This is a genomic window from Corynebacterium sp. HMSC30G07 (genome assembly GCF_001806945.1).
In the GTDB taxonomy this organism is placed as follows: Bacteria; Actinomycetota; Actinomycetes; order Mycobacteriales; family Mycobacteriaceae; genus Corynebacterium; species Corynebacterium riegelii.
Genome location: NZ_KV786459.1, coordinates 1 through 25,944, shown reverse-complemented (window position 1 = coordinate 25,944; position 25,944 = coordinate 1). Strand labels below are relative to the sequence as shown.

Annotated in this window: 18 protein-coding genes; 8 read left to right on the top strand and 10 right to left on the bottom strand. The window is 61.5% G+C overall.

Annotated features, from left to right (window positions below; all coding sequences use genetic code 11):
• Positions 1 to 11: 11 nt before the first annotated feature.
• From HMPREF3104_RS04835 to HMPREF3104_RS04790, 9 genes are all read right to left on the bottom strand, one after another.
• The gene (locus tag HMPREF3104_RS04835; RefSeq protein ID WP_070494621.1) at positions 12 to 3,698 is read right to left on the bottom strand and encodes a tubulin-like doman-containing protein; all 3,687 of its coding nucleotides are present in this window, start codon (positions 3,696 to 3,698) and stop codon (positions 12 to 14) included.
• A 42-nt stretch (positions 3,699 to 3,740) separates the two neighbouring features.
• Positions 3,741 to 6,428: a vWA domain-containing protein gene (locus HMPREF3104_RS04830; RefSeq protein WP_070494620.1), complete on the bottom strand. Its 2,688-nt coding sequence runs from the start codon at positions 6,426 to 6,428 to the stop codon at positions 3,741 to 3,743.
• Positions 6,429 to 6,431: 3 nt separating this feature from the next.
• Entirely contained in the window at positions 6,432 to 7,049 is a 618-nt protein-coding gene (locus tag HMPREF3104_RS12280; RefSeq protein WP_141738131.1) for a hypothetical protein, read from the bottom strand.
• Positions 7,050 to 7,369: 320 nt separating this feature from the next.
• Positions 7,370 to 8,314: a sulfite exporter TauE/SafE family protein gene (locus HMPREF3104_RS04820; RefSeq protein WP_070494618.1), complete on the bottom strand. Its 945-nt coding sequence runs from the start codon at positions 8,312 to 8,314 to the stop codon at positions 7,370 to 7,372.
• Positions 8,307 to 9,011 carry a sirohydrochlorin chelatase gene (locus tag HMPREF3104_RS04815; protein WP_070494617.1) on the bottom strand — a complete coding sequence of 235 codons (705 nt, stop codon included), beginning with the start codon at positions 9,009 to 9,011 and terminating at the stop codon, positions 8,307 to 8,309. Before HMPREF3104_RS04815 ends, HMPREF3104_RS04820 begins: the two co-directional genes overlap by 8 nt.
• 13 nt (positions 9,012 to 9,024) lie before the next feature.
• The gene (locus tag HMPREF3104_RS04810; RefSeq protein ID WP_070494616.1) at positions 9,025 to 10,308 is read right to left on the bottom strand and encodes a sulfate adenylyltransferase subunit 1; all 1,284 of its coding nucleotides are present in this window, start codon (positions 10,306 to 10,308) and stop codon (positions 9,025 to 9,027) included.
• Positions 10,308 to 11,216 (bottom strand): sulfate adenylyltransferase subunit CysD, encoded by a 909-nt coding sequence (gene cysD, locus HMPREF3104_RS04805; protein WP_070494615.1) that lies wholly within the window; start codon positions 11,214 to 11,216, stop codon positions 10,308 to 10,310. The genes HMPREF3104_RS04810 and cysD overlap by 1 nt, the downstream gene beginning before the upstream one ends.
• Before the next feature lie 15 nt (positions 11,217 to 11,231).
• Positions 11,232 to 12,011: a phosphoadenylyl-sulfate reductase gene (locus HMPREF3104_RS04800; RefSeq protein WP_371441039.1), complete on the bottom strand. Its 780-nt coding sequence runs from the start codon at positions 12,009 to 12,011 to the stop codon at positions 11,232 to 11,234.
• Between the two features lie 273 nt (positions 12,012 to 12,284).
• Positions 12,285 to 13,961, bottom strand: coding sequence for a nitrite/sulfite reductase (locus HMPREF3104_RS04790; RefSeq protein ID WP_070494613.1), 1,677 nt, complete (start codon positions 13,959 to 13,961; stop codon positions 12,285 to 12,287).
• Between the two features lie 259 nt (positions 13,962 to 14,220).
• Here HMPREF3104_RS04790 and HMPREF3104_RS04785 point away from each other — a divergent pair, with 259 nt between their 5' ends.
• The gene (locus HMPREF3104_RS04785) at positions 14,221 to 15,585 is read left to right on the top strand and encodes an FAD-dependent oxidoreductase (protein ID WP_070494612.1); all 1,365 of its coding nucleotides are present in this window, start codon (positions 14,221 to 14,223) and stop codon (positions 15,583 to 15,585) included.
• Between the two features lie 46 nt (positions 15,586 to 15,631).
• Here the strand turns inward: HMPREF3104_RS04785 and HMPREF3104_RS04780 are convergent, their stop codons facing one another.
• Positions 15,632 to 16,714 (bottom strand): Fic family protein, encoded by a 1,083-nt coding sequence (locus HMPREF3104_RS04780; RefSeq protein ID WP_083278939.1) that lies wholly within the window; start codon positions 16,712 to 16,714, stop codon positions 15,632 to 15,634.
• Between the two features lie 659 nt (positions 16,715 to 17,373).
• On the opposite strand from HMPREF3104_RS04780, the gene HMPREF3104_RS04775 reads away from it, so the two are divergent.
• The 7 genes from HMPREF3104_RS04775 (at position 17,374) to HMPREF3104_RS04745 (ending at position 25,537) form a co-directional block, all read left to right on the top strand.
• Positions 17,374 to 19,041 carry an ABC transporter ATP-binding protein gene (locus tag HMPREF3104_RS04775; protein ID WP_070494611.1) on the top strand — a complete coding sequence of 556 codons (1,668 nt, stop codon included), beginning with the start codon at positions 17,374 to 17,376 and terminating at the stop codon, positions 19,039 to 19,041.
• A complete protein-coding gene (locus HMPREF3104_RS04770) occupies positions 19,038 to 20,870 on the top strand; it encodes an ABC transporter ATP-binding protein (protein WP_070494610.1) in 1,833 nt (610 codons plus the stop codon). The genes HMPREF3104_RS04775 and HMPREF3104_RS04770 overlap by 4 nt, the downstream gene beginning before the upstream one ends.
• Before the next feature lie 172 nt (positions 20,871 to 21,042).
• Positions 21,043 to 22,290, top strand: a complete 1,248-nt coding sequence (locus tag HMPREF3104_RS04765; protein WP_083278938.1) for a Na/Pi symporter — start codon at positions 21,043 to 21,045, stop codon at positions 22,288 to 22,290.
• A gap of 34 nt (positions 22,291 to 22,324) precedes the next feature.
• Positions 22,325 to 22,639: a hypothetical protein gene (locus HMPREF3104_RS12450; protein ID WP_052205901.1), complete on the top strand. Its 315-nt coding sequence runs from the start codon at positions 22,325 to 22,327 to the stop codon at positions 22,637 to 22,639.
• Positions 22,632 to 23,558, top strand: coding sequence for a substrate-binding domain-containing protein (locus HMPREF3104_RS04755; RefSeq protein ID WP_070494609.1), 927 nt, complete (start codon positions 22,632 to 22,634; stop codon positions 23,556 to 23,558). Before HMPREF3104_RS12450 ends, HMPREF3104_RS04755 begins: the two co-directional genes overlap by 8 nt.
• A gap of 32 nt (positions 23,559 to 23,590) precedes the next feature.
• Positions 23,591 to 24,244, top strand: a complete 654-nt coding sequence (locus HMPREF3104_RS04750) for a DUF1707 SHOCT-like domain-containing protein (protein ID WP_070494608.1) — start codon at positions 23,591 to 23,593, stop codon at positions 24,242 to 24,244.
• A 9-nt stretch (positions 24,245 to 24,253) separates the two neighbouring features.
• A complete protein-coding gene (locus HMPREF3104_RS04745) occupies positions 24,254 to 25,537 on the top strand; it encodes a pyridoxal phosphate-dependent aminotransferase (protein WP_070494607.1) in 1,284 nt (427 codons plus the stop codon).
• The last annotated feature ends 407 nt before the right edge of the window (positions 25,538 to 25,944 follow it).

The window sequence follows — 25,944 nt, the reverse complement described above, 5'->3', positions numbered from 1 at the left end:
CTGCCTATTGCTTAGTCCAGACCCGGCATCTGCGGCGCTGCGCCGCCACCGTCAAACGCCTGGCCAGTCGGCGGCGTAGGCTGCGTCGGCTGCGGCTGGAACTGCTGGCTTGCACGTGGATCACCGGAGTTAAACGCCCAGTCCAGCGACACCAACAGATCATCAATAGCCGCAATGTAGTCCGGCGCGAGATCCGCAAACAGCGGCAGTGCGTACGCAATCTGCATGTCACGGATATCGCCGTAGGGGTTCTCCGTCTGGCCGCCCAAGAAGCCATCGCCCGAGCCAGCCCTGGCCGGGCTGTACGCCACAGCCAGCTCGCGTTCCTTCTGCAGCCACTCCTTCGCAGCAGCCAGGCGCTGCTCCGGGGTGACGTTCGGGCCGGTGCCCTCCACCATCAGGAACTCACCATTCGGGCGCTGGCCGCTCCACAGCCAGTGGCGCAGCACATCCTGGCCGCTGGTATGGTTCACAATCTGGTTATCCCCATACAGGCCTGCTTGCGGACGCCACTGCGTAGGCATGTCACCTTCATCCCACAGCGCACGCAACGCCAGGTACGGCTGGATAGAACCCATCACTGGCGGCTGCGCAATCTTTGCCCAGGCCATGGTGGCGTTTTCCAGAATTGCCGGCAGGTAGTTGCGGCGGTGCCCCAGCGCGTGCGGCGGGGTTAGAAGCGGGGTGGCAATGGTCAGCCACTTATCGCGCGTTTGGCTGTTCGTACGCACGTCATAGACCTGGATCGGATCATTATCCGCCGTCGCGCGCACCTCTTCCGAGTGGTAGATGCGGCCGGTCAGTTTGCCCACGAAGTAACCGCGGATCATCGCACCACGCTCGATGTCACTCATCGGCAGGGCTGCAGACAGTGGACGTGCACGGCGCATGCGCCAGAACTCATCACGATCCGTCGGGGTGGAGTACGCATCCCACTGCGCAGCGGCACGCGGCAACACAGAGCTGAAGACCACCGGCGGGTACTTTTCAAAGGAACCGGTGATGCTGATTTCACGCAGGCCGCCGTTATTACCAAACGCGTCATCCAAGGACTTGTGGCTGTCAATGTTTGCCGCACCACCCTTGAACGCCGTCAACGCGTCTTTCATACGACGCTCCAACGGGTGGTTCTTAAACGGAATCGTGGTGAACACGAAGTCATAGGCAACAGAGATGCCCAGAAGCTCCTGCAGCACTGCCTTATCCACCTGGGCCAACGGGAGCGCAAGCTCAAGGGCCAGTGAGAACTTCTGCTCAAGCAGGTCCTCACGACGTGCGCGCTCGTGTGCTGGGTGGCCATCCGCATCCACGTAATCCGCCAAAGACTCAGATACGAACGTTGCGAACGAGGTGCCGGTGCGGTTGATGAACTTGCGGGAACGCTCCAGCACTTCCTTGGAGCCAATCTTGAAGTCAAAGCGCGGCTTGCGATAATCCACGCGCTCACCCGTGTGCGGGTTCACCGTGTGCTGCTGCGGGATCCACCACATGCCGTCACGTACCGCAAGCAGGTCTCGCGGTGCCGGGTCCGGATCCGCACCCTGGTGCCAATCGCCGGACACGACGGCGCGGCCGGCCTGGCCAAGTCCCGTGTCGAAGGAGACAGTGTCATCCCCACCGTTCGGGCGTGCGTTTTGAATGTGCTCCTCGAAGCGGTCCTTGAACTCATCAATCGGCGTAATAGACGCCTCCGTCGCAGGCGCGCCGAAGCGGGAATCCACAGCACCGTCGCCCTCGGCAGGCCACAGGGACGGGTAGATCGTCTCCAAGCGAGAAATGCCCATCTCCGGGTCAGAGGTAACCATGCGCTGGGAACGCAGCTCATCGCGCTGGCGAGAGATCTCGGCGTCCAGTGCCTTGATGAAGTCATTGTCAAAGGAACGCAGCAGCTCAGCAATCTGGCTTGCAATGAACGCCACAGCGAACTGCCGAAGCGCAGGATCAATAGCGGTACGGATCAGCTGCAGGTACTCGGTGCTGTCCGGGATGCGGCCCAGACCAGAGATGCGGTCACGCAGACGGCCGTCCAACGTAATCCACGGCTGTACCTGGTACTGCTCAAGCTTGGGCACGGTGGTGTTCTTCAGCTCACCCTGCAGGCGGTGCAGCAGCTCCTGCGCGTAGGCAGCACCGTGCTTGCCCACCTCATGGCGCAACTGGTCCAGCAGACGACGCTGCAGCGCCTCCGGGCCAGCCCACTCCACCAGCGCGCCGTAGAACGGGCGCTCAGAGCGCTGGTCACGCGTGAATTCTGCATTGATGCGTTGAGAGGCGTTGCCAAGCTCGCGCTCTACAACCGCCAGCCATTCGTTGCCCTTCTGCTTGTTGGCGTTCGGGATGGACTGGGTAATCGCGCTGACCTTGCCAGCAACCCAATCATTGATCACGCCGCCGAAGTTGCGGCCAATCCACTCCATCGGATCGCTTGCCAGCGGCAACACGGTGCCCATACTGTCGCGGAAGCCAGCCCAGTTGCTCTCCACACGGTCACGCAGCTGCTGCGCCTCGTCCTTACCAATCTCCTGGCGGTCAAAGTGACCAGACGTGATGTGATCCACCGCCCAGCGCGCCAGGCGCTGCGCGGAATACTCGGCGTAGCGCTCACGGCCCATTGCCACGCGGCCGTAGCCGAACGTACTCCAGGGCACGAACGGGTACTCCACCGCACCCCAGCCATACATTGGGCTGCGCTTAGACTGCGGGTTGTTCATGATGTGGGCCACGTAGTTGGCCATTGCCTGGTGGTCCGTAAACAGGGAGGCCAGACCCAGGCCCAGCGAACGGTAGATGTCAGACGGGGTGCCGTTGCCAATCTCCGTGATGCGGTCATCCGTACCCACGGTGCGGCCAACCGGGAAGATACGGCCAACCGGCAAGGAGTTGACGGGAATGTTCAGGCCAAGCGCCTGGTAGGTTGCGGCGTCCGTCTGGGCACCGGCGCCAGCCTGGCCTGCGGCTAGCTCGGCGAACATTGCCAGGGCGTTCGGGTTCGTGCCAGCCATCTTGTCCATCGGTGCATCGGCACCGCCGGTGAACACGTCCGGGGTCACCATGTACAAACCAACACCGCCGTTATCAATACCCGGCAGCGCGCTGACCAGGCGGCACACGTCCACAGCCATGGACGCACCCGAGCCCCCCGCCATGGAAGAGATGATGAAGACGATCGGGCCGTCCGTCTCCTTGCTCTGGCCGGTCTCAGCAGCGATTGCTGCTAGGTCAGCATCGGTCTCAGCGCTAATGACCTCAGCCCAGGAACGGTTGAGCTGCGCGTTCACTTCCTTCAGGCGGTTCAGGATCAAGATGCGGCCCACGCCACGGTACTGGCCGGCACCACGAGCAACGTTGAGGTTATCCAGCGTGTGGTCCTTCAGCGCCCAGTTGGCCAAGGTGCCCAGCTTCGCCTCGCTGGCTGCGGCGGCAGCAATGTTCTGGCGCACACTTGGCAGACCCGCATTGGAACCACAGGCCACGTAGTCGCCGCCAGCCTCGGTCACGCTCGGTAGCTTAGAGTTTTCCACTACCTCAGGCACCAGCGGCGCGTCGATGGAGACGAACTTCCACGCATCCGGCAAGCGCTTGTTCTTCGCCCACCACTGCGGCGCCTGCTTCTCCAGCGTCGCCTTGAGCTCATCCATCATGTAGGACATCGTCTTGGCGCCACTGCCGCCGCAACCGACTACGAAAACCTTGTACATTGCTGTTCCTTACGTTCCTTTGCGTGCCGTGAAGTTATGAAGTTAGTTGGAGCCGAATCCGCCTTGCGACGGCGGCGGTGGCGGTGGCGGCGGCGTCTGCGGTCCCGGGCCAGAGCCGAAACCACCGGAGCCGAAACCACCCGGGGTTTGGCCTGCTTGCGGACCTGGCTGTGCACCCTGGCCGAAGCCTGGCGGTGGCGGCGGAGGCGTCGGGCCACCAGGGCCGCCGCTGCTGTCGCCGCCGTTGCCTCCGCCGAGATCATCAAACGGGTCAGCCCCCGCTGCACGAAGGTCATGCAGCTCACGCACCAGTTGCGGCGCGTTGGTGGAGATCTCCGTGGCCATCTGCTTCAGCTGTGCTTCCGGGGTACCTGGGTTCAGAAGCGCAACCACGTCGTAGGAGTTCGGGCCACGGTTGCTTGCCGCAACAAACCACGTGTTCGGCAGCGCCAGCGGCAGCTTCGCGGCACCCTTGACCTGCTCGCCATCACTGCTTATCGACGGCACCTGCTCCACCAACACCGGCGCATCCGCAAACGGGTTGGGGTGGAACCCACGAACCTTGGCGTTGTAGCCAGACGCGCTAAACGTGGTAGAGGTCAGCTGCGCCGGGTTCATCAGTGCTTCCTGGGAAGACAGCTCCGGGCGACCGTTGACAAACTGCGCGTTGGTGCCCTCCAGCTCAATTGGGAAGAGCTGGGATCCAAGCTGACGGCGCGTAGGAATGCGCGAGGTGACAAAACGGATCAGGTAGAACACCAAAAGCGGGATCAACAGCGCCGCAAGCAGGGCACCGATCAGCGCGCCGGTGAACTTCGCCGTGTTCAGCGGCACCGTGTAGGAACCGTTGACCGAAACCGGAACATGTGCCGCGTCGACCTCACCGTTGAGGTCCGCAACGCTGACGTCCACGTTGCCATTGATGATGCCCTCGGTGGGTTCAGCAACCGTAAACGTCACCGGCAGGGTTGCCATTTCACCGGCAGCCACCTCAAGGGCGTTGTCTTCGGAGTCATACTGCGAAGCCACATTCACTGCATCCACGCCATCCGGCAGAGCGTTTGCGCGGATCTGCGTACCCGGCTCAATCCACACCTTGCCCGGGCCCTTGACGGTGATCTCACCCTGGCCGGTCACGGATTCAGACGCGAACTGCACCGGACCCGCCACCTGCGGCAGGTTCTGCGGGGAGACCGTCACCGCCTGCTGGTTGATGAACGGGCTGAACGTGGTCTTCGGCTCGCCGGAGGTGGACACCACGGTGCGTGCTTCCAGACGGCCAGAGACCGGTGCGCCCTCAATCTTGGACGCCGGGATCTCAATCGACCCGCCCGCAATGTCGGCGTTTTCTACCAACACGACCGGCTCGCGGCCATCGGCCTCAAACACGATGGTGGTCTTGGCTTCGCCAGCCAACGGATGGACGTCGCCGGAGCCGTTGATGAGTTCGGCGTGGATCGTTTGATCGTCGAAAAGCGAAAGGGGCCCCTCGGACACCTCATCGGAGCGGAAACGAACCTGCAGGTCAGGCTGGATCTCCACCTGAGAAATCACGCGACCTTCGGCCTGTTCCGGATCAAAATCAACAAAGCCGAGCTTCCAGGTGCCAGACCAATCAGCACCCGGGCTCAGGCGCATGCGGCCGCTGACGCGCTGCGTCGGTTCGGTAGCCGTGGTCCACTCAACCGCAGCACCGGCAGCCTCACCGCGGCCGGACTGCGCCAAATCAATCGTGGAACCATCCGGCGCAGTCAGCACCAGGTGCGCGCCCTGCCCAAGATTCTCCTCCGCGATCGCGTTGAACCGCACAGCATCAATCGACTGATCCAGCGTAAACTCAAACGGCTGCGCCGCCGGACCCTCATGCACCGCATCACGGCCGGAAGACAGCGCGCGCTGGAAGGCCGCGAACAGGCCACCTACGTTGGAAGCCTCAAAGAATGCGCCGTTGAATGGCGGCTGGCCACACGGTTCGCCTCCGGAACCATCAGTGATGCCGCGCATCAAACCGAAATCAGCCGGCTTATCCGGCGAGGACAAACCGATACCAACGTTGGTAATGCCACCGGCACGCAGACGGTCCGCAATGCCACCCGCGCGGCAAATACGCTCACGCGCAGCGTCCTCCCCCTCCTGGGCAGTCAACTCACCATCCGTGAACGTGACCAGCAGACGGCACGGGTTCTCCGAACCGGAACGCGCGAAATCGTTGTACGCACCCTCAAGCGCGTTGGCGTAGTTGGTGTACACCTCTTCCCAACGATCCTGGAACTGCGCAATCTCGCCCTTGACCTTGTCAGCGCTCGACTCGTTGAGCTCCTGCCACGGACCGTAATTCGCTGAGTCAGTTGCACCCGAGTGGTACTCCTGACCGAAACCAGCCACACGCACGCGCACATCCGCGCCCGTGTCTGCTTGGCGAGCCACCAGCTCATCCACAAAACTCTGCGCCGCCGGAATGCGGTTGTGATCATCGTCCGTACCCGGCACCGACGTATCAATAGAACCGGTAGCCTCATTGAATTCACCGACCAACGAGCCGGTCTCATCCATCAAGATCACCACATCAAGCGCACCACGCTCAGCCATACAAGCGCCAAGCTGCGGCAAGGCCTCATTCGGCGGTGTAGGTTGGCTTAAGCCAACGCCCATGCCGGTGAGCGCCGCAAGCGATGCGGCCGCCGCCGCGGCCAAACCACGACGTGCAATGCGGGAAACGTTTACACCCATGAACTACTGCCTCCCGAACCAAAGCGCGAACATGATGCTGGAGAGCACCACGGCGATAACCAACGCAGCCACCGTGACGTAGAACAGTGCCTGCTTCCAACCAACGATTTCGTACAAGCCTTCAGCGCGCGCCTGCGTGTTCTTGGAAAAGTACAGGCCCAACGCGGAGACACCGACGATGCCGGACAGCGCCCAGGCAACGCCGCTGAGCACGCCCCACTGGGCATCGATGCTTCGCAACGGACCGAAGCCCGCAATCGCCAACATCACCAGCGAGATAACCGCCAGCGCCAAACTTGGCACCAGCATCAGGTGCGGTGCGGATGTGGTGGTGAACTCATCCGACTGGTCGCCGTACTCCGGCTCTGCGCTGCTACCGCCGCCGAAGGAGTTACCGAAGGACGAATCGCGCCCCAGCGACTGGCTCGTGTCCTGACCCCACGAGGGCTGCTGCGGCTGGGACGGCTGCGCCTGTTGTGGTGACGGGCTCCCCCAGGCGCCACCTGACGGGGCCGAGCCCCACCCGCCACCTGGGGCTGCAGGCTGCGGCGAAGGGCCGGACCCTGGTTGAGGCGCACCCCAACCTCCTCCGGATCCCCAGCCATTATTCGGCGTTGACATGGGTTTGACTCCAATCGGTTGGAAACAAGCTGGCAACTTCCTGCATGTATGTATAAATATGCACTTCCGGAAGTTGCCGTGACGAAGAAAAATGTTAGCAAAGGCCACCCACACTGTCTCGGGGTCCTGCACGTTTGTACGAATTCGGCGTGCGAGCCGATGCGGGAAGTGCGCCCACGCCAAATGCAGCTACCTACATGCAGCTACCTGCCGTTTTTTCGCTTGGTAGCCGGGTGTAGGTAGCTGCAAACGCGTCGGGAGGGGGCGCAACCGACCCCGCCGCGCAACCGACCCCGCCACGCCGCCACGCCGCGCACCACCTACTCCACCACGGCCACGCGCTGCGGCGGGTCCACCACCAGCGGCGTCGCGCCCTCGGCAACTGAGGCCGCTTTCGAGTTCGCCCGCGCTTTAACGGCGCCTCGCCAACACAGCACCGCGCCCAGGCACAGCAGCAGGACACGCACAACCCACAGCTGCTGGTCAAGGCCCACAGCGGCAAGGACTACTGGCAGGTTCAGCACTGTAATGAGCGTGCCTACAAACCCGCCGAGGATGATCGGGTTGATGCGAGTAACCAGCCACGCGGCGATCGGTGCGGCAATCACGCCGCCGACCAGCAGCGCCACCACCGCCGCCAGGTTGGCCAGCAATTGGCTCCACATGCCCACCACAAAGCCTGCGGTGGCAGCTGCGGTGACTAGGAATTCGGCGGTGTTGACGGTGCCCACGATTCTTCGCGGTTCACTGCGTCCCGCAGATAGCAAGGTGGAGGTGGTGACGGGTCCCCAGCCGCCGCCACCGGTGGCGTCGATAAACCCGCCGGCCAGGCCCAGCGCGCCGAGGAATCCCTTGGAGTGCGGTTTCGGTGACAGCTTGCGCCGCGTCAGCCCGCGGGCGAAACGCAGCATCAGGTTGACACCGATTGCCGCCAGGACTAGCGACATCACCGGGCGAGCGTGCTCCATAGATAAAGAGGACAGCAGCAGCGCACCGGTAAAGGAACCGACCGCGCCCGGGATGCCGATTGCGGCCACCGTGCGCCAATCCACGTTGCCGAAGCGCCAGTGCGCCACACCCGAAACCAGGGTCGTGCCCAGCTCCGCGGTGTGCACCACCGCTGATGCCGCCGCCGGTGTCAGCCCGGCGAGCATGATAAGAATCGTGGTGGAGGTGGCGCCGAAGCCCATGCCCAAGCCGCCGTCTACAAGCTGCGCTGTAAATCCGGCCACTGCGATAAACAGCAGGGTTGTTGTACTACGCATGGGTCACCTCCAAATCGTTCAGTGCTTGGCTAAAACGCTTCGCCACAATCGCGGCCAGATCAGTGCCCAACGGCTCCGAGAAACTCGCCCCAGGTAGCGCCGCACGCGCACGGTCTAGCAGCAGCCCGTGCGTGACAAACATCGGCAGAACATGCAGCGCACCGTGCGTCCGCTCCAGCGCCCGCAGTTCCTCTACTCCCCCGCGCGTTGCGGCCACCACACTGACCGCCCGAGCAGTTTGCTTTTCGACGCCATCCGCAACCTCCCCATACCGCCCCGCCGCCACCGGATCCGACGTCCCCACCGGATACAGGACCACGTGGGCGCCAACGGGCGCATCTTGCAGCACGCGCGCCGCTAGCACGTCCACCAAGTCCTGGTCGATGCCAAGGCCTTTGGCCAGCGTCAACGACGCCTGCGAGCCAGCAGATTCACGTGCCTGCGCCTCGCGCGCTTCGGCCACATGCTGCGGCACGTCATAGCGTGCGTGGAACGCATCGGTGAACAGCAGGGGCACGATGATGGTGGGTTCGGGGGTGTGGCGTGTGGCGTCGATAAGCAAGGGCTCATCGAACTCCAAGTAGGCGGCCTGCCCGCGCACCCCGAGGCGCCGAGCTGCGGCGCGGGTGAGTGCCTCAACGCCGGCGGCCGCGCGCGGGTGGCGCGAACCGTGAGCGAGGGTGATCAGGGCAGTCATGGCCGTATCCGTCCTAGCGCAGGCGACGGCCCACCAGGCCGGCCGCAAGCGTGTTCCCGCTTGCCTGATCTACCAGCAGGAAGTTGCCCACCGCGCCGCGGGCGGCGTACGGCTCCACGGGAAGTTCATCGGCGGTCTGGATGGTCACATGCGCGATGTCGTTGAGCTGCACGTGTTCCGGATCCAGCGTGTCCTTGTCCGCGCTGTCAATGTCCAGAATGCGCTCCACGCTGGCAATACGCGCACGCACAAGTGCTGTGCCGTAGCGCAGCTTCACTGCCTGCCCGGCGCGCAGGTCCTTCTCCGTAAGCGCGACGATGGTGGCAGCGAACTCCCTCGTTTCTGCTGGCCGAGCTTGCGAGGTCAGCAGGTCGCCGCGGGTGAGATCGATCTCGTCGCTAAGCCGCAGTGCAATCGAGTCGCCGGTGTTGGCGGTGGTCACCTCACCGTCGGCGGTATCAATGCCTGCAACCGTGGTGGTGCGACCGTGTGGGGCGAGCACCTCGTCGCCCACGCTGATAGATCCGGCGGTGACGCGGCCTGCGTAGGCGCGGTAGTCGCTGGCGTGCTCCCGCAGCACGTATTGGATTGGGAAGCGGAAGTCCAACCCATCGGCGCGCCCGTGGGTCACCGGGATGGATTCCAAAAGCTCAAGCACGGTCGGCCCGGTGTACCACGGTGTTTCCGTGGAGCGCTGCGCAACGTTGTCGCCCTTGAGCGCACTGATCGGCACCACGTGCGGGTCTTCGATGCCCAGCTCCGCCGTCTTTGCGTCGAAGGTGGCCTTGATCTGGTTAAACACGTCCTGGGAGTAGTCCACCAAGTCGATCTTGTTCACGGCCAGGATCACCGTTTTGACACCAAGCAGGCTTGCCACGTTCAGGTGGCGCACGGTTTGTTCGACAACACCGTTGCGGGCATCTACAAGCAGCACCACAACCTGGGACGTGGACATGCCCGTCACCGTATTGCGCGTGTACTGCACGTGCCCTGGGGTATCCGCCAGGATGAAGGTGCGTTTGTCGGTGGCGAAGTAGCGGTAGGCAACGTCGATAGTGATGCCCTGCTCGCGCTCGGCGCGCAGGCCGTCTACGAGAAGCGACAGGTCGAGGCCCTCGAAGCCGCGGTCGGCGGAGGTGCGCTCAACGGAAGCAAGCTGGTCTGCAAGCACGGACTTCGTGTCGTGCAAGAGGCGGCCGACGAAGGTGGACTTGCCGTCATCAACAGAACCGGCGGTGCACAGGCGCAGCGTCGCGCGGTTGGCTAACGCCTCGCGTGCATGAGTGGTCGCAGTCATCAGAAGTAACCCTCCTTCTTGCGGTCCTCCATTGCGGACTCGCTCAAGCGGTCATCCGCGCGGGTTGCGCCGCGCTCGGTCAAGGTGGAATTGGCAATCTCTACAAGCACCTGGTCAATGGTGGCCGCATCCGAATCAACGGCACCCGTGCAGCTCATATCGCCCACGGTGCGGTAGCGCACGCGGCGGGTCTCAAGCTGCTCGCCCTCCTTCGGCCCACCCCAGTCGCCGGCAGTCAGCCACATGCCGTCACGGTTGAACACCTCGCGGTCATGCGCGAAGTAGATGCTGGGCAGCTCAATGCCGCGCGCACCGATGTACTCCCACACGTCCGCTTCCGTCCAGTTGGAAATGGGGAACACGCGGATGTTTTCGCCCGGCAGCTTGCCGCCGTTGTACAAGTCCCACAGCTCCGGGCGCTGGCGGCGCGGATCCCAGCCGCCGAAAGAATCGCGCACAGAAAACACGCGCTCCTTCGCGCGGGCACGCTCCTCATCACGGCGGGCACCACCGAGCACCGCGTCATAGCCAACCTCAGCGATGGTCTCTACCAACGGCACCGTCTGCAAGGGGTTGCGCGTACCGTCCGGGCGCTCCGTCAGATCACCCCGATCGATCCAGTCCTGCACGTGCGCCACGCGAAGGCGCGCACCGGTCTGCTCCACCAGGCGGTCCCGGAACTCAATGACCTCCGGGAAGTTATGGCCCGTATCCACATGCAAAAGCTCAATCGGCATCTTCGCCGGCGCGAACGCAAGCATGCACAAGTGCAGCACCACGCAGGAATCCTTGCCACCGGAAAACAGCAGGCCGATCTTGTCAAACTGGCCAGCTACCTCACGGATGATGTGGATGGACTCATTTTCCAAGTCCCGCAAGTGCGGTGAAAGCGGTGAACGTTCAGTCATCGTGTTGCTCCTTACTTACTCGTGCAAACCGCACTCAGTCTTCGCGGCAAACGCCCAGCGGCCAGCACGCGGATCCTCACCCTCAGCTACCGGCATCGTGCAGGTGGCACAGCCAATCGACGGATACCCCTGGCGCGTCAGCGGGTGAATAATCAGATCGTTGTCCTGCTCAAACGCTTCGGTTTCCTCCAGCGTCCACGTCACCAGCGGGGAAATCTTCAACCTGCCCGTGGCATCAAGGCTTAGGGCGGGGGCTTCGGCCCGCGTCGGGCCGTCCGCACGCCTCAAGCCCGTAATCCAACCCACGTACGGGCTCATGTGCACCGCAAGCGGCTCCACCTTGCGCATCCGGCAGCACGCGCCCGGGTTGCGCAGGTACAGGTTCGGGCCGTACACCTCGTCCTGCTCCGCGCGGCTTAGCTGCGCTTTCGCGCGCACCAGGCGGTGCTGCGGGTAGCGGTGCTCCACCGCATCGGCCACCTCAAGTGTTTCCGGGAAGTGGTACTCCGTGTCCAAGAACAGGAAGTCCGCGCCCGGCAGGTAGCGCTTCGCAAGCTCCGCAAGCACCGTGTTTTCCATCGACAGCGTCACCGCCAGCGGGCCCGGCGCGTGTTCGTGGGCCCAGGCGAGGATTTCTTGCGCGGAGGCGCTAAAAAGCAGCGTGCCAAAACGCTCAACCAGCTCGGCGTTGCGCTTGGCAATGTCCGGGTCCAGCGGCTCGGTTGTTTTCGGGCCTTCGGGGCTGACTTCCGGATCGCGGAAGCTGGCCGTATTCAGGTGCAGCATATTATTCATCTCGTTTTCCATCCCCGTCAGTATTCCCGCTCCCGGCCAGCACCGCAGTGTGACCACGCCTGACTAGTGATTCCTGCAAGGCCTCGGGGGTAGAGCGCGCAGGCGCAGGCGGCGTATCGGGCGCGTCTTGGCCGTGGAACTTCACTTCAAACACGCGCAGGCACTCGTTACACTTCCAGGCGAAATCCGTCTCCTCGTTCGGCTCCAGCTCCTCGCCGCCGCAGTACGGGCAGTACGTGGGGAAGTTTCGGTTGGGGTTTGGCGCGCGGCGCATTACTTCAGATCCTCCTCATCAGCGCGCTGCACCCAGGTGCGGAACGTCTCAGCAGGCTCACGCTTGTCTAGGTAGTTGCCCACAACGCGGGTGACGTAGTCCGTCAGCTCGCTGGAAAGCACCTTGTGTCCGCGCAGCTTGCGGCCAAAGTTCGCGCCCTCACCGATCGTGCCACCCAGGTGTACCTGGAAGCCCTCGACCTTCTCGCCGTGGCCGTTGTCCACCATCTGGCCTTTAAGACCAATGTCGGAGACCTGGTGGCGCGCGCACGCGTTCGGGCAGCCGTTGAGCGAAATGCTGATCGGAGAATCCAAATCCCCGAAGCGCTCCTCCAGCTCATCGGCCAGCTCAATCGCCCGGGACTTCGTGGTCACGTGCGCCAGCTTGCAAAACTCCAGGCCAGTACATGAAATCAGACCCCTACGAAACTCGCTCGGCTCACTGGATAACCCCAAGGTTTCAAGTTCGAGCTTTAGCTTATCGACGTCCCCGCGATCCACACCCAACAGCAACAGCTCCTTAAACGGGGTAAACCGCAACTGGGTCACGCCGTATTTTTCAGCCGTGTCGGCCACGGCAATGAGCTGTTCACCGGACATGTGGCCAAGCGTTGGCTTCACGCCGATGTAGACGTTGCCGTCCTTTTGTTCGTGGACGCCGATGTGGTCACGGTCAACGAGGTTGTTGGGCGCGTGTGGGCCGTCCGCAAGCTTGTAGCCCAAGTAATCCTCTTCGAGGACCTGGCGGAACTTCTCCACGCCCCACTTCTGCACTAAGAACTTCAGGCGCGCGCGGTTGCGCAGGCGGCGGTAGCCGTAATCACGGAAGATGCGCACCACGTTCGCCCAGACCTCCGGCACCTGCTCAAGGGTGATAAACGCGCCAAGGGACTGCGCCAGCATCGGATTGGTGGACAAGCCACCGCCGACGTAGCACTCGAAGCCGGGGCCGAGTTCCGGGTGCTCGACGCCGATAAACGCGAGATCGTTGATCTCGTGCACCACGTCCTGGCGCGCGTTGCCGGAGATCGCGGACTTGAACTTGCGCGGCAGGTTCTGAAACTCCGGGTCTGTATAGATCTGCTGGATCTTCTGGATGGCCGGGGTGGCATCAATAATCTCGTCCTTGGCAATGCCGGCTACTGGCGAGCCCAACACCACACGCGGTACATCCCCGCAGGCATCCCACGTGTTCAGGCCGTTGGCTTCGAGCTTCTCCCAGATCGCCGGGACGTCCTCAATCCGCACCCAGTGGAACTGGATGTTCTGCCGATCCGTCAGGTCCACCGTGGAGCGGGCGTAATCGCGCGAGAGCTCCCCTACCGCGCGGGCTTGCGCGGTGGAGCAGATGCCGCCGTCGAAGCGAATGCGCATCATGAAAAACTTGTCTTCCAGCACCTGGTTGTCCTCGCCGGTGAACTCGCCGCCCAGGTTCTGCTTGCGCTGCGTGTACAAGCCCAGCCACTTGAAGCGCGGGTAGAGATCCTCACGGTCAATGGAGTCGAATCCGCCCTTGGCGTAGGTGTCAATCACGCGCTGCTTAACGTCCCAGATTTCAGACGCCTGCTTGATGGCTTCGTCGGTGTTGAGGGGCGCTTGGCCGTCGATAAGCCACTGGCCCTCCGGTTTTGGGGTGCGGGCTTTCGTAGCTGGCTTGGTGACTGCTGGTGCGCTCATGGCCACTTCCTAACTAGACCGATCGGTTTACTAAATACGGTTTATTTGCGTTGTTTCGATAGCTAACCGTACCGGTAGGTCTATTGCAATGTCGGTGAGTAGAAAGTGGGTTTAAGTGGGGCTTTATTGCTGAATGTTATTCTTTGCCAGCGACGTGAAGGGTGGTTGAGTGGTGGAGTGCCAAAATTGCGCCGATTAGCAGACCGATTTGTCTATCGGCTATATTGGCAAGGATACATATAACGAAAGGACACAACTCATGACCCTGCGCGTGGCCATAGTCGGCGCCGGACCAGCCGGCATCTACGCATCCGACCTGTTGATCAACAACAAAGAGCTGGACATTCACGTCGACCTCTTCGAGCAGATGCCAGCGCCATTCGGCCTCATCCGCTACGGCGTGGCACCCGACCACCCGCGCATCAAAGGCATTGTGAAGTCCCTGCACAACGTGCTGGACAAAGACAACCTGCGCCTCATTGCCAACGTCACCGTGGGCCGCGACATCACCGTCGAAGAACTGACCGACTACTACCACGCAGTGGTGTTCTCCACGGGTGCCGTGCGCGACCGCCAGCTGCTCATCCCGGGCGGCGACAAGTCCATCGGCGCCGGCGAGTTCGTCGGCTTCTACGACGGCAACCCGCGCTTCGAGCGCTCCTGGGACTTAAGCGCCGAGGAAGTTGCCGTTATCGGCGTTGGCAACGTGGCGCTGGACATCTCCCGCGTGCTGGCCAAGACCGCCGACGAGCTGGCGGTTACGGAAATCCCGGACAACGTCTACGAGTCCCTCAAGCAGAACAAGGCGAAAACGGTCCACATGTTCGGCCGCCGCGGCCCCGCCCAGGCAAAGTTCACGCCGAAGGAGCTGCGCGAGCTGGATGAATCCCCGACCATCCAGGTGCTGGTGGACCCGGAGGATATTGACTACGACCAACTTTCTGAGGAAGTCCGCCGCGCCGACAAGTCCGTCGACCTGGTCTGCTCCGTCCTAGAGTCCTACGCCATGCGCGAGCCGGACGACAGCCCGCACAAGATCCACATCCATTTCTTCGAGGAGCCGGTTGAGGTTCTTCTTGACGACGCCGGCGTGATCACCGGCATCCGCACCGAACGCCAAGAACTCGACGGCCAGGGCGGCATCACCGGCACCGGCAAGTTCACCGACTGGCCAGTGCAGCAGGTCTACCACGCCGTTGGCTACCGCTCCGAGCCAGTTGAGGGCGTCCCGTTCGACCTTGAGCGCCACGTCATTCCTAACGACGGCGGCCACGTCCTCACCGAAGCCGACGGCGAGATCGTGCCGAAGCTCTACACCACCGGCTGGATCAAGCGCGGGCCTGTCGGCCTGATTGGCAACACCAAGTCCGACGCCAAGGAAACCACCGACATGCTGGTCGCCGACGGTGTAGCTGGCAACCTTGCCACCCCGACCAACGATAGCGCCGACGCCATCCTCGACCTCCTGCGTTCCCGCGGCGTGGACTACGCCACCTGGGAAGGCTGGTACAAGCTTGACGAGGCCGAGCGTGCCCTCGGTGCCGCCGACACCACCTTCCCGCGCGAGCGTAAGAAGATCGTGGAGTGGGAAGAGATGCTCGGCCACTCCCGCGCCGGCGAATAACCGGCACCCGGGGGTCTCGGGTTGGTCTGAGGTTGGCCTTTAGGGGCTAGCGCCGGGTCAAGATCGCCACTGCGCGACGATGCAGGAAAATCTTGGTCCGGCCCGCATCCAACTCCTCTAGTACCCCAACCTGGGCAAGTTTGCTCAACCATGTCGATGCTGTCTGGCGATGGGCCAACCCAGCATCAACCACGTCCGCAATCCGAATGTAGGGCTTTTGAAACAGCAACTCACTCAGTTCGTGTGCGGGTGACACGCCGGCGTCGCGAATCACCTGCTCCGTTCGCTGCTGTTCCTCCCGCAAATCATTAATCAACGCCCTGGCAGCGGCCGCCGAATGCTCCACCGCCGTAACCATGAAGACGATCCAATCTTCCCAGGCGTCATTCTCGGTAACAGCCGCAAGCAGCTCGTAGTAGCGCTCCTTGTTATCCACGATGTAGCCGGACATGTAGAGCACCGGAAGCGTCAACACGCCCGTCTGCAGCAAAAGCAGAATATTGAGAATCCTGCCGGTCCTGCCGTTGCCGTCATAGAACGGGTGGATCGCCTCAAACTGGTAATGGGTCAACGCCATCAGCACCAACGGATCCAATCCGTGTGGCGAGTAAATGTAGCGATCCCATGCGCTCAAATGGCGCTCAATAGCGTCTTTGCCCTCCGGCGGTGTATAGCGTCGGCGCTGTGTGAACGGGTCACCAATGTACGTACCCGGCGTTGAGCGAATAGCCGCTGGTTGGCCTTGCAGTTGCGAGCAAATCTCCATCGCCAGCTTCTCCGAAACCGGCTGATCATCAATCCGACTTGCACCATGACGTAGCGCAACCGTGTAACGCAGCGCCTCCTTCGTCGCTGGACTTGGCGTTGGATCCACGTCCCACTCTGCACGGAAGAGTTCATCGTTCGTCGTGACAATGTTCTCGATTTCCGTCGAAGCCTGCGCTTCCCGCAACGGGATCGTCGCCGTAATAGTGTCCGGGTTTGGAATCAGCTCACACGCAGTGTTAAGCGCCGCCAGTTCCCTGGAGGCAGCAATAACCGCTTTGAGCACCCGTGCAGTCTCCACCTCACCCGCTGGAGGGGGCGGCGGCAACTGGTTGTAGGGCACGTTCGGATCAAAGGACGCCATGACAGCAGCGTATGCGGATACCTCATGACGTGTCGAATTTTCGCCTCATTTTCGACATAACGCCTCCGACATGTCGAACCGTTCGACATATCGACGGGAACGTGTCGAAATTGCGGCCCGTTTTCGACATAACCGTATTGTTTTGAAGGTTGTCCAGCGTTCCTGTGAACCGGGGTGCGGATACCCCTTTAGGGCAGCCTCGGCATTTTTGTGAGTAGATGCTCGGTCAGAGCGTTGACTTTCCAAAACCCGAGCCTCTGACCGAGCATCTATTCACTAAAAGACAGAGCCTCCGCGATAGCAGGGTGTCGGGGCGCGCGCACTTAGTGGCTTTCTGCGCTGACAAATCCGACGAGGCAAAATCGGCGACCTGCACGTTCGCCGAAGCACTAAGGCCCCCGCTGCACGATTTGTCAGCGGGCGACCGCCGATCCTGACAAATCCGACGGTGCGAAATCAGCGACCTGCGGCTTTGCCCTGGCGCTAAGGGCGCGCTGCACGATTTGTCAGGGAGTCGCCAAGGCCGACCGCTGAGGCCGGAACCGGGCCCGCGCCAGAGGGGCAAATCACCGACCGTTTCGGCGTCCCAGGAATAACCGGTAGGTTCAAAAGGCTGAAACCCTAGAAAACCAACAACCACCAACAGAATCGAGGCCGCGGTGGATTTGATACGCCTGACCAGCAGGTTTGGCAAGCGCTACGCGTGGGCGATCGCCCTGGTGGTAGCGCTGCAGCTGCTGACCACGTTGGCAACACTGTCGTTGCCAGACCTCAACGCCAACATCATTGACCGCGGCGTGGCCACCGGCGACGTGCCGTACATCTGGCGCACCGGCCGAACGATGCTGCTGGTGGCGTTCGCGCAGGTTCTGACGGCGATTGGGGCGGTGTGGTTTGCGTCGAAAGTAGCCATGCAGACGGGCCGCGACATCCGCAGCGCTGTGTTTTCCAAGGTCAGCGGCTTCAACGCGGAGGACATGTCGCACTTTGGCACGCCGACGCTGGTCACGCGCGCAACCAATGACGTGCAGCAGGTGCAGATGACGTTCCTGCTGTTTATGAACTTCATGGTGGCGGCGCCGATTATGGCGGTTGGCGGCATCTTCATGGCGCTTCGTCAAGACGCCGGTATGTCCTGGCTGGTGGTCACGGCGGTGCTTACGCTGACCGTGGTCGTTGCCATCATCGCGGCGGTGCTCATGCCCATGTTCAAACAGATGCAGGAGAAGCTGGACAACATCAACGGGCTGCTCCGTGAGCAGATCGCGGGCATCCGGGTAGTCCGCGCGTTCGGCCGCGAAGAGCACGAGACGAAGCGTTTTACTGAGGCGAACCAGGACATTACCAAGCTGAGCCTGAACATTGGCCGCGTTTTTGTCACCATGTTCCCGGTGATCATGCTGATCCTGAACCTGGCTACCGCGGCCGTACTCTGGTTTGGCAGTCACCGGGTGGACAGCGGTCTGGTTGAGGTCGGTGCGTTGACTGCGTTTATGCAGTATTTGATGCAGATTCTCATGGCGGTGATGATGGGCGTGTTCATGCTCATGATGCTGCCGCGCGCCCTCGTCTGTGCGACGCGTGTACGTGAGGTTCTCAGCTATGAGGTGAGGGAGGGGGTAACGCAGGCGTCGGCAAGCAAGAAGGGCTCCGTCGAATTCCGAGATGTGTCGTATACCTACCCGGGTGCGGAGCTGCCGGTGCTGGAGGGCATAACTTTTACGGCGACCCCCGGCACGACTACCGCGATCATCGGCTCGACGGGTGCGGGTAAATCCACGCTTGTTGGGTTGATTCCGGGGTTGTACTCGCCTACTTCGGGGCTTTTGCTTATCGACGCCACCGTGGCCGCCACCCCGCAAAAACCCTGGTTGTTCTCGGGGACTGTGGCAACGAACCTGCGCATGGCTAACCCGGATGCGACTGATGCAGAGCTGTGGGAGGCGCTTCGCGTGGCGCAGGCGACGTTTGTGGAGGATCTGGATATGCCGATCTCCCAGGGCGGCACCAACGTTTCCGGTGGTCAACGGCAGCGTTTGTGCATTGCGCGGATGTTGGTGGCGGATGCGGACGTGCTGATTTTTGATGACTCTTTTAGCGCCCTCGACGCCAAGACGGAGGCGAACCTCAACGCGGCGCTGACCGACATTGTTGCTGATAAGACGGTGATTGTTGTGGCGCAGAAGGTGGCCAGCATCAAGCACGCCGATCAGATTTTGGTGATGGAGGCCGGGCGCATTGTTGCGCGCGGTACGCATGAGGAGCTCTTGGCATCGAGCGAGACGTATCGCGAGATTGAGCGCAGCCAGGCGGAGGTCAACGCATGAGTGATCAAACCACTGAACACATGACGGACGACCAGCTCGCCGAGTACGAGGAGAAGATGGCCGGCGATGACTTCTCCAACAAGGCGCCGCGCAAGGCGAAGCATTTCTGGCCGTCGGCGAAGCGTCTGTTAGGGCTGCTTGCCCCGTTCAAGGTGGCGCTGATCGCGGTGTTTGTGATGAACGCTGCGTCGGTGTTGCTCGGGGTGTACGCCCCGCGGGTGATGGGCCAGGCCGTGGATGTGATTTTCACGGGTGCGATGTCGCACGGGGTTGATTTTGATCGTCTGCGCACGCTGATTTTGATCGTGCTGGGATTGTACGTGGGGGCGTCCATACTCATGTGGGCCCAGGGTGCGATCCTGAACCGGCTGACCATGCGGGCGGTGTTTGACCTGCGTGAGCGGGTGGAGGCGAAGATCAACCGCTTGCCGTTGCGCTACTTTGACACGCGCCAGCGTGGCGACGTGATGTCGCGCACCACCAATGACGTGGACAACGTCCAGCAAGCGCTGCAACAGTCCTTGTCTTCCCTGTTCAACGCGCTTTTGACGGTGGTGGGCATCCTGGTGATGATGTTCGCGATTTCCTGGCAGCTCGCGCTCGTGGCACTGCTGTCGCTGCCGCTAACCGGCCTGATCATGGCGGTTGTGGGTACGCGCTCGCAGAAGCAGTTCACCACCCAGTGGAAGGCCACGGGTGATGTGAACGGGCACGTGGAGGAGTCTTTCTCCGGGCACGATGTGGCGTTGATTTTCGGCCGCACGGACCAGCTGCGCGAGGAGTTTGCCAAGCGCAACGAGGAGCTCGCAGGCGCCGCACAGAAGGCGCAGTTTTTGGCGAACTCGATGCACCCGATCATGCAGTTCGTCTCCTACCTGTCGTACGTGGCTATTGCGGTGTTGGGCGGGGTGAAGGTTGCTTCCGGGCGCATTTCGCTTGGCGACGCCACAGCGTTCATCCAATACTCCCGCCAATTCAACCAACCTTTGGGCGAGCTTGCGGGCATGATGCAGATGCTGCAGTCCGGTGTTGCTTCCGCGGAGCGCGTCTTTGAGCTGTTGGATGCTGAAGAAGAGCCTGATGACGCAGCCACCGAGCACCTGGACAGCCCGACCGGGCTGGTGGAGTTTAGAAACGTCTCCTTCTCCTATGACTCAGAGCCGTTGATCCAGGACTTGAACCTGCGCGTTGAGCCCGGCCAGACCGCTGCGATTGTCGGCCCGACCGGCGCGGGCAAGACCACGCTGGTGAATCTGATCATGCGCTTCTACGACGTGGACCAGGGCGCGATTTTGCTTGACGGCGTCAACGTCAACGATCTCTCCCGCGAAGAGTTGCGCGGCCACATCGGCATGGTGTTGCAGGACGCAGTGCTGTTTAAGGGCACGATCATGGAAAACATCCGCTACGGCCGCCTGGATGCCACTGATGAGGAGGTCATCGCGGCGGCGAAGGCAACGTACGTGGACCGTTTCGTGCACTCCCTGCCGGATGGGTATGACACGGTGGTGGACCAGGACGGCGGCTCAATCTCTGCGGGCGAGCGCCAGCTGATCACCATTGCGCGTGCGTTCTTGTCCCAGCCGACGCTGTTGATTCTGGACGAGGCGACCTCTTCCGTAGACACCCGCACCGAGGTTTTGGTGCAGCACGCGATGAACGCGTTGCGCTCTAACCGCACCAGTTTTGTCATCGCGCACCGCCTGTCCACGATTAGGGATGCGGATGTGATCATTGTCATGCGCGATGGAAAGATTGTGGAGCAGGGCTCGCACGCCGATCTCCTGCGCAAACGCGGTGCGTACTACGAGATGAACAAGGCGATGTAACCCGGTTCCGGCTCGGCTTTACATTGTTTGCCTAAAGTTCACTTTGATCTCACCTGCCGTTCGCTCGCACCATGTACCGTGTCCAGCGGAATTATGCGGTAGATGGTTTGAACCCGTTTGAACCCGTTTGAACCCGTTTCAACACGGTCGAGAGCAGCGAGAAGCAGTAGGCATGAGCATCAAGGAAGCGAACATGAGGCGCCAATCCCCCTCCCCGGACAACGTCCGCGCAGTTGAGGATGACGCCGAGCACAAGGATCCCCTCGGTTTCCTCCCGTTTACGGGCACGGCAAAGCAGGTAGCTAACTGGGTTGCCGTGCTGTTGGGTGTGTGGATTCTGCTCAACGGCGTGGGCATGATTGGCGATGGCTTTAAGGGCATCGCCGGTGACCGCGCCCAGGAACTGTTCTCCTTTGCGGAGAACCCGTTCGTCGGCCTTGCCATTGGCATTGTTGCCACGGCGATTATTCAGTCTTCATCCACCACCACTTCCATTGTGGTGGGCATGATCGCGGGTGGCCTGCCGCTGAATATTGCGATCCCGATGCTGTTCGGTGCCAACGTGGGTACCTCGGTGACCTCCACCCTGGTCGCGCTTGGCCTGGCTGGCAACAAGAAGCAGTTCCAGCGTGGTTTCTCCATGGCCACGGTGCATGACTTCTTTAACCTGATCGCTATTTTGATCTTCTTCCCGCTGGAGATCTTCACCGGCTTCCTGGGCAAGACGGCAACCGCGATCTCGCCGTCGCTATCTGGCCAGGGTGATGGTGTTGTCTCCGGCATCTTTGAGGCGATCGGTGATTTCATTGACCTGATCACGGAACCCCTCGTTGGCCTGGCCGGCACGTTGGCCGCCCCGCTTGGAGACGTGTGGGGAGGCGTCGCCCTTGCCGTCGTAGGTATTGTGCTGATCTTGTTCTCCATCCAGTTCATCGGCAACATTTTGACTGCACTGCTGGTGGGCAAGGCGCAGGAGATCCTGTACGCCGCACTGGGTAAGAACGCGTTCGTCGGTGTGCTTTCCGGCGCAACGATCACCACCTTGGTGCAGTCCTCCTCCACCACCACGGCGCTGACGGTGCCGCTGGCAGCGTCCGGCAAGTTTGAGGTTCGTACGCTGTTCCCGTTTGTGGTGGGCGCCAACATCGGCACCACGGTGACAGGCTTGATCGCGGCGTTCTCCGCGTCTGGTGCTGAGGCGGAAGCCGCGATGGCCGGCGCCTTGGTCCACACCTTGTTCAACACCTTTGCGGCGATCCTGATCTTGGGCATCCCGTTCATGCGTAAACTGCCGCCGCTGTGTTCTGACTGGTTGGCGGAGCTGGCTACCAAGAACAAGCTCTACGTCGTGGCTTGGATTGGCGGTATTTTCTTCATCCTTCCGATTCTTGCTGTTGTGATCTCTAACGCGCTGACTTAAAGACTTCACCTAAAGACTTCAAAGGACCTAACTCATGAACATCAGCAACCCAGAGGACAACGAAACCCCAGACCTGTCGCCGTTGGCGGATAACCTGATCCGCAACGCGGCGCCGGATGAGGCCCTGCACGCCCTGCTGCAGGAGCTTGAAGAAACCGCTGAGGAGCTTCGCTCCGAGCTTGAGGAGCGTCACGGTCGCAAGATCAACCCGAACGTTACCCCGGAGCAGGAAGAGGAGCTCGAGCACTTCCCGGAGTACTGGGCTAACTCGAAGGGCTCGTGGAGCAACCTGTTCAAGCTGTTGCGTGAGTTCCGTGATGAGATGGGGAAGGGCAAGAAGGATGCGTAAACCACTCGTGCTTACCGCACTGGCTGCCGTTGCCGCACTGACCGTGGGCTGTGCTTCCGGCGGGACAGACGCCGCAGGCGGTGAGCCAATCCGCATCACTGGTTCCTCTACCGTTGCACCGATCAGTGCGTACATGGCCAACCGTTACGGCTTTGATGTGGAGATTGACGCGGTTGGTTCCACCGACGGTTTCGCCACGTTCTGCGCTGGCGATGCTGACATCAATGACTCCTCCGTGCCTGTCCCGGCGGACATGCAGCAGCTGTGCGCTGACAACGGTGTGAACTTTGTTGAGCTGCCGATTGCGCTGGACGCCATCACGCTGGTCAAACACCGCGACAACGATTGGGCGCAGGACCTTACCCTTGAGCAGCTGCATGACATCTGGGCGAAGGATTCGGATGTAACCAAGTGGTCTGACATCGATCCGTCCTGGCCGGATGAGGAAATCGCGTTGTATGGGCGTCCGGAAGGATCCGGCACCTTGGGCATTTTCCAGCAGCTGGTGCTTGGCAACGATGAGATTCGTGATGATTACCAGGCCACCGATGACATCCAGGAGCTCTCGGGTTGGGTTGCTGAAGACGTCAATGCGTTGAGCTTCATGGGCATTGGCAATTACTTGGCTACGGAGGATCACACGCGCACCCACATCGATAATGTGCTGGTGGACGGCGTTGCGCCGTCGTTAGACGAAGCGCGTAGCGGCAACTACCCGCTGGCACGTCCGCTGTTCATCTACGTCAGCGAGGACGCCGCTCAGCGCGATGAGGTCGACGCGTTTGTGACCACGTACCTAGACAAGGTCGAGGCTGTGTTGCCGCGCGTGTACTTTTACCAGCTGCCGGAAGAGGAGTATGCCGCGTCCCAACAGCGTTACGCGGACCGCGTCACTGGTGCTGACCAGCGCTGGCAGTAAGGCACCTGCTGGGCCGCTAGGATAAAGGAATTGTGAGCACTCCCTACGGCAATATGAGGATCGGCGACGCTGAGCGTATGCACGCCATGGACACCCTTGGCCGCGCGCTTGGCGAGGGCCGGTTGACCATGGACGAGTTCGACCAGCGCTGCAACCAGGTTGCCAGCGCGCAGACGAACAATGATCTGCGCCCGATCTTGGCGGACCTGCCGTCGGCGCCGCCGAGCACGCAGCCCGCAAACACCTTGCAACCTGTGGAGTTTGGTGGCCAGGGTGCGGACAAGCTGTACTCGGCGCGCGAGATTGTGCTTGCGCGTAGGCAAGGTCAAAGGACCCGCGCGGGCGTGTTCTGGCTGGGCACGTTGGGCACGGTCGGTGCCAGTTTTGCCGCGAGCGCCTTAGCGGGGCCCATGATGTCTAGCCTGCTGCTCTTGGTCATTCCAACGCTGTTTGTGTTGCTGTACGTGATGAAGGTTGGGCCCGACAATTGGTACCAGCCCTCCATCCGTGAGCTGGAGAAGCAGCGCCGCCAGGTGGTGCGTGCGCGTCAGTTGGAGCTTGAGCAGTCCCAGGCGTACGAGTTGGCGCAGCGCAAATTGGAGCGTAGGGCGCAGATTGACCGGTTGACGGGGGATGCGTTGAATATGGCGCAGCAAACGATGAATCGTTTCAAGCCGCGGGACTAGTATTGCCACATGGCGAAAAACGGCAGCGGTAAGAAGAGCGGTAAAAAGAAGGTGAAGAAGCAGTTGAAAAAGCACCGCCATTTTGATCAGGCGGAGAAGCTCAAGAACGTGTTCTATGACATCCGTGGCCCGGTGACGGCGACTGCGGAGCAGATGGAGCGTGACGGCCACACCATCTTGAAGCTGAATACCGGCAACCCGGCGATCTTCGGTTTTGAGGCGCCGGACGTGATCATGCGTGACATGATTGCCAATCTGCCAACGTCGCAGGGCTACACCACGTCTAAAGGCATCATCAGCGCACGTCGCGCCGTGGTGACCCGTTACGAGACGATTGAGGACTTCCCGGATTTTGACGTTGATGATGTCTACCTGGGCAATGGCGTCAGTGAGCTGATCAGCATGGTCACTCAGGCACTTCTTAACGACGGTGACGAGATCCTCATCCCCGCCCCCGACTACCCTCTGTGGACTGCTGCTTCGACCCTGGCCGGCGGCAAGGTGGTCCACTACATGTGTGATGAGGAGGACAACTGGAACCCGTCGCTGGAGGACATCCGTTCAAAGATCACGCCGCGCACCAAGGCGATTGTGGTGATCAACCCGAACAACCCGACGGGTGCGGTGTACTCGCGTGAGATTCTTGAAGGCATTGCCAACATTGCTCGTGAGCATGAGCTGATGGTGCTTGCGGATGAGATTTATGACCGCGTGCTTTATGACGGTGCGAAGCACATCTCCATGGCCGAAGTCGCCCCCGACCTGGTGTGCGTGACCTTCAACGGCCTATCCAAGGCGTACCGCGTGTGTGGTTACCGCTCTGGGTGGATGATTATTACGGGTCCGCGTCGACGCGCGGCAGGCTTCATCGAAGGCCTTGACCTGCTCTCCGGCACCCGTCTATGTGCGAACGTGCCAGGCCAGCACGCGATCCAGGTGGCGCTTGGTGGCCGCCAGTCCATCTATGAGCTGACTGCAGATGGTGGGCGTTTGCACGAGCAGCGCGACGTTGCGGTGAAGAAGCTGCGCGAAATCCCCGGCATCTCCGTGGTGGAGCCGAAAGGTGCGCTGTACTGCTTCCCCAAGATCGACGCGGAGATGTACAACATCCACGACGATGAACGTTTCATGCTGGATCTGCTCAAGTCCGAGAAGATCCTCATGGTCCAGGGCACCGGGTTTAACTACCCCACCCCGGACCACTTCCGCGTGGTCACCCTGCCGTGGGCATCCCAGCTGGAAAACGCCATCGAGCGCCTGGGCAACTTCTTGGCGGACTACCACCAGCACTAGGGGCCTACCAGCCCCTACACCGGCCGGAATGTGTCCGGTGAGGCGGCCTTCCAGTCGGGGGTCCAGCCTGATTGGGGTCTTCAAGCATCTGGCCGGGCTGGTTTGGCCTTCCCGCTTCCGCCCTGCCGGTGTATGCTGCACTCATGATTTCGGTGCCAGTACCCAGAGAGACGTTCCGTAGAAACGCGAACGCTCTTCGCCGCGCAATGAACGAGGCAGCAATGGCATCATCGTCATCAGTCATACTTTCCCAAGATCAGGCCGCGACCATCCTGAATGTCTTGGAAAGTGCCGATCGAGAGTTTGATCGTCGAGATTCTGCCGCCCGAAAATTGGCTAACTTTTCTAATGAAATCGGCTTCACCGAGTAGGAGAGATTGGCCCTCTTTTGCGATCGTTTTCGCCGA

Coding starts and splice junctions, on each gene's coding strand:
- HMPREF3104_RS04765 (WP_083278938.1), top strand. CDS start 21,043: ATGAGCATCAAGGAAGCGAACATGAGGCGCCAATCCCCCTCCCCGGAC.
- HMPREF3104_RS12280 (WP_141738131.1), bottom strand. CDS start 7,049: ATGTCAACGCCGAATAATGGCTGGGGATCCGGAGGAGGTTGGGGTGCG.
- HMPREF3104_RS04810 (WP_070494616.1), bottom strand. CDS start 10,308: ATGACTGCGACCACTCATGCACGCGAGGCGTTAGCCAACCGCGCGACG.
- HMPREF3104_RS04815 (WP_070494617.1), bottom strand. CDS start 9,011: ATGACTGCCCTGATCACCCTCGCTCACGGTTCGCGCCACCCGCGCGCG.
- HMPREF3104_RS04820 (WP_070494618.1), bottom strand. CDS start 8,314: ATGCGTAGTACAACAACCCTGCTGTTTATCGCAGTGGCCGGATTTACA.
- HMPREF3104_RS04835 (WP_070494621.1), bottom strand. CDS start 3,698: ATGTACAAGGTTTTCGTAGTCGGTTGCGGCGGCAGTGGCGCCAAGACG.
- HMPREF3104_RS04790 (WP_070494613.1), bottom strand. CDS start 13,961: ATGAGCGCACCAGCAGTCACCAAGCCAGCTACGAAAGCCCGCACCCCA.
- HMPREF3104_RS04800 (WP_371441039.1), bottom strand. CDS start 12,011: ATGAATAATATGCTGCACCTGAATACGGCCAGCTTCCGCGATCCGGAA.
- HMPREF3104_RS04755 (WP_070494609.1), top strand. CDS start 22,632: ATGCGTAAACCACTCGTGCTTACCGCACTGGCTGCCGTTGCCGCACTG.
- HMPREF3104_RS04745 (WP_070494607.1), top strand. CDS start 24,254: ATGGCGAAAAACGGCAGCGGTAAGAAGAGCGGTAAAAAGAAGGTGAAG.
- HMPREF3104_RS04780 (WP_083278939.1), bottom strand. CDS start 16,714: ATGGCGTCCTTTGATCCGAACGTGCCCTACAACCAGTTGCCGCCGCCC.
- cysD (WP_070494615.1), bottom strand. CDS start 11,216: ATGACTGAACGTTCACCGCTTTCACCGCACTTGCGGGACTTGGAAAAT.
- HMPREF3104_RS04770 (WP_070494610.1), top strand. CDS start 19,038: ATGAGTGATCAAACCACTGAACACATGACGGACGACCAGCTCGCCGAG.
- HMPREF3104_RS12450 (WP_052205901.1), top strand. CDS start 22,325: ATGAACATCAGCAACCCAGAGGACAACGAAACCCCAGACCTGTCGCCG.
- HMPREF3104_RS04785 (WP_070494612.1), top strand. CDS start 14,221: ATGACCCTGCGCGTGGCCATAGTCGGCGCCGGACCAGCCGGCATCTAC.
- HMPREF3104_RS04830 (WP_070494620.1), bottom strand. CDS start 6,428: ATGGGTGTAAACGTTTCCCGCATTGCACGTCGTGGTTTGGCCGCGGCG.